Consider the following 2,823-nt stretch of genomic DNA (forward strand, 5'->3'; position numbering starts at 1 on the left):
CCTCTGCCCCTGTATTTGTATCCTTCATCTTTGGCATTGCCTAATCTTCCGCCGTAAACAAAATCAGCTATAGCCTTAGCACCTTTAGAACATAACTCTTTAGCTTTCTCTAAACTTCCAACTCTTTTTTTGAAAACTTCAAATAAACGCTCTGGCTTATAATTAAAACTTTCCTCAAGTCTTTTATAATCATTGCTTTCATGCGTAGTCTGAGCTAGAAACATAGCCTGTTCATTAATGTCTGTAATATCATATTTTTTAAAAGCACTATTTAAAGGCACTAACCATTTATCATTAATGCCTATTTTTATTAATTGTTCTTTGGTTATCATATAAACTCCTTAACTTTCAAGTATAGTCAAACGCTTAACTATTGCCTCTATAGCCTGCTGTACATTAATAACATTCTGATAAATAGGATTAAGCATAAAGTTCTTATCAGGAGTGAGATTGAAAGTAATGGCATCTCCTGCTTGTATGTTTGTATCATCTTGATAACATAAAAATAAAATATAAGGGGGCTCGGCTGCTTCTGTTTTATTATTTTTAAAAATACCAAATTTTAACGGTTTTCCATTGCTTGAAGTTATTCCGCTTGTATTTTGTAAATTAACTGCTGCATTTGATACATTAAAATAATTCTCTATAATAGGACTATAAAAACCAATGGCAAGTCCCGCTCCATCTTTTAAAGTGTATGAACCTTTTAATTTTATATTATTATTATCTTGTTCTAAAGTGAAAGCATAAAAATCCATTATTGACTGAGTAGTCATAAAAGCAAAACTAGAAGTAAATATATTTGTATCTTCATTTCTTAATACTCTGTTTTTTATATTAAGAGTTAGTACGCAGTATGTACTGGGCTGTATTTCTTCTAAAGCCTCATTTTTTATCATTAAATAATTATATGAATTAATACCATTTGTTATTTTAAATTTTGATTTTACTTGTAACGGATTTGTTTTTATTAAATCCAAATTAAAACTTCCGTCTGGAAGTATAAAGTCAGGGTTGCTTTGCAATTCTTCTATATTGGTTATTTCTTCCCAAACGATTTCGCCTTCTAAAGCATCATAATAAATTTCTTCATTAGTAGATACTGTTTGAAAAAATTGATTGAGCAAACTATAAGTTTTATATAAATTAGTATCAGACAGCATTAAATAAAAATCTAAACTTGGCATAAAAAGAGACAGAAATTTATATTGTATAAAATAATTATTATCAATTTTTTTTATAGCAATTGTCTGCTTTTCACCTGCTATAAAGTCTATAGTTTCAGGTATTTCTGTTTTAAACTTTGGAAAATCGTATCCAGCTAACTGCTGTAACTTTGCATTTGTATTATCAAAGCCTATATCTTCAGCATTTCCTCCGCCTAATGATTTTATAATTGTACTTTCACCTTGTTTTTCTATTACTATATTTTCTCCTGCAATTAGCTTATCCTGTTTTAATTCAGATAAACTATCTATAGCATTTTGAACATTAACCGCATCGCCTTTAGTAAAATCAATATTTGAGTTTTTATCAGGTGTAATGTCTATAGTAAAAAAATCTTCAGGCTCTATACCACTTTCATCTTCGTACTTTATTACAATAGAATAAGGAAAACCTTGATAATTCTTTTTGAAAGTCCATATCACATTTTTACCATTGCTTGAAGTTATTCCGCTTGTATGTTCTATATTAAAATCAACATAATTTTCTAATATATTATTAGTAAAAAAGATTGTATCTTCACTTCGTACACTAGCATATATATTAGTAATACCTTTAATTTTAAGAGTTCCATTTTCATTTACTATTTTTAATATAGTATTATTATTCATTTCATACTGCCAAGCTATAATATTTTCATCAGGTTTTAATAATACTCTGTTTTTTATATTAAGCGTTACACTATATGTATTTTCAGGAAGCTCTCCATTATCTTTTCTTTTAATACTAATCACATTTTGAACAAATACAAACTGCCAGCCGTTATTTATACCGTTTACTATTATTTCATTTTCTAAAGTATCTGTCCAATTCTCAATATTATCTCCATAATCTATACTAAAAAACTGACCTATGAAAGATAATACTTCATAATTTTCTTTACCATCTATAGTTAATGGTATAGATAAAACATTTTGACTTGATAAAACAGACACACTTCCTTTAATAAAATAATTATCATCTTCTTTTTCTATTTTTCCAATAACAGAGCTTTCAGTAAGAGAAATATATGTTAAATCAGCTATTTGAGATTTAAACTTTGGAAAGTCATAATTTTTCTGTTCTAAGGAGCTTATACTATTATCATAACTAATATTAGAAGCTGAAGAAGCTACACCGCTTCCGCCTAAGTTTTTAACTGCTCTTAATATTTGATCATTTTCATTTTTATTAGGAGTCATTCCTCCTGCTTTAATGAGATTATTTATTTCTGTACCTAAGCTATTCATATCTTCAGCCATAAGAACAGTTCCATGTATACCATTTTCTTCATCATCATTAAGCCATTCACCGTTTAATCCAGTATTAAGCCTGTTTTTATCAAGTAAATTCATTAATAGCTCCTATTTATTTTATTTATTTCTTTCTTACCAAAAAATATAAATAAGCTGTGATAGTATTATTACTATTATTTTTCATTCCTAATACTGGTTTTCCCCCTAATATAGGAAACCATTTTAAATTAGGAAGTCCAGCCTGATATACTCCTACATTTTGTTCAAACGTACCTCCATAATAATTTTTTGATAACCAGCCTATAAATGGTGCTTTATCATTACTAAAATTATTATAAAGTCCGAACTCACCTGTATAATTACT

At 27.9% G+C, this 2,823-nt stretch carries 1 protein-coding gene and 2 pseudogenes; all 3 read right to left on the reverse strand.

The window, feature by feature from the left end; all coding sequences use genetic code 11:
* Positions 1–332: pseudogene (locus Q1X91_RS15360) on the reverse strand (glycoside hydrolase family 19 protein); the annotation flags it as partial.
* A 9-nt stretch (positions 333–341) separates the two neighbouring features.
* The gene (locus tag Q1X91_RS15365; RefSeq protein WP_300759455.1) at positions 342–2,558 is read right to left on the reverse strand and encodes a hypothetical protein; all 2,217 of its coding nucleotides are present in this window, start codon (positions 2,556–2,558) and stop codon (positions 342–344) included.
* A gap of 22 nt (positions 2,559–2,580) precedes the next feature.
* A pseudogene (locus Q1X91_RS15370) lies at positions 2,581–2,823 on the reverse strand (phage tail protein); the annotation flags it as partial.

The sequence above is a fragment of the uncultured Brachyspira sp. genome (assembly GCF_949287625.1).
GTDB lineage: Bacteria > Spirochaetota > Brachyspiria > Brachyspirales > Brachyspiraceae > Brachyspira.

Bases quoted from the DNA above. Each gene is read 5' to 3' on its own strand.
- Q1X91_RS15365 (WP_300759455.1), bottom strand. From the start codon at position 2,558: ATGAATTTACTTGATAAAAACAGGCTTAATACTGGATTAAACGGTGAA.